2 protein-coding genes are annotated in these 739 nt (G+C 60.5%); one reads left to right on the plus strand and one right to left on the minus strand.

Features of this window, described 5'->3' with window-relative positions; all coding sequences use genetic code 11:
• A partial coding sequence (locus C0V97_RS16900) for a diguanylate cyclase domain-containing protein (protein ID WP_127103673.1) occupies positions 1–350 on the plus strand: 350 nt, incomplete at its 5' end.
• Here C0V97_RS16900 and apaG read toward each other — a convergent pair.
• Positions 310–739: Co2+/Mg2+ efflux protein ApaG (apaG, locus tag C0V97_RS16905; RefSeq protein WP_233582243.1), on the minus strand; the 430-nt coding region annotated here is incomplete at its 5' end. The two genes, C0V97_RS16900 and apaG, sit on opposite strands and share 41 nt — an antisense overlap.

Genomic DNA, 739 nt, shown 5'->3' on the forward strand with positions numbered 1-739 from the left:
ACGAGATTCTCGCGGGTATCGGGGCGCGCCTACTGCGCGCGAAGCATCAGGAGGAGATCATCGGCCGTTATGGCGGAGAGGAGTTCCTGATTGTCATACAGGGAGACTTCGCGGCCGCCAGAGCGCGTATCGCCACCTTGCTGGGCACTCTGAGTGACGTCCCATTCGAAACCAAGATAGGCACCTTGAGCGTCGGGTGCAGCGCTGGCATCGCCAGAATGAGCCCTGAGGAAGCTTGGTCCGATGCACTCGAGCGCGCGGATCAGGCCCTTTACAAAGCCAAGATTGCAGGGCGCGGACGTATCGTCGTCAGTGAACGAGACCTAGACGATGAGGGCTATCCAGACTGAACGGTGGAATGACGACCTCGAAGCGCTCCGATGTCGCGGGTACGATCATGTGGTAAACACCGCGCATGAAGCCGCATGGTGTGGGAAGTGCCGCCCCTGAGGTGTATTCGAAGATCTCGCTGGCAACGAGAATGGGCTGCTCGCCGACCACGCCATCACCATGGATATGATCCGTCTTGCCGCGCCCATCCGTGATTTCCCACGACCGGCTCAGGAGCTGGACCGTCTCGTCTCCGCCATTCTCGATCCGGACATGATAAGCCCAGGCATAGCTGTGTTCTTCTGGCTGGGACTGGTCCTCCAGCCAGAAGCTGCGCACGGAAACGGTGATATCGCGTGTCGTGGCCTCGTAGCGCGGCGCGGTTTCGATGGCCTCGGCGAAGCTTGCA

It is taken from the genome of Asaia sp. W19 (assembly GCF_003994335.1).
Taxonomy (GTDB): domain Bacteria; phylum Pseudomonadota; class Alphaproteobacteria; order Acetobacterales; family Acetobacteraceae; genus Asaia.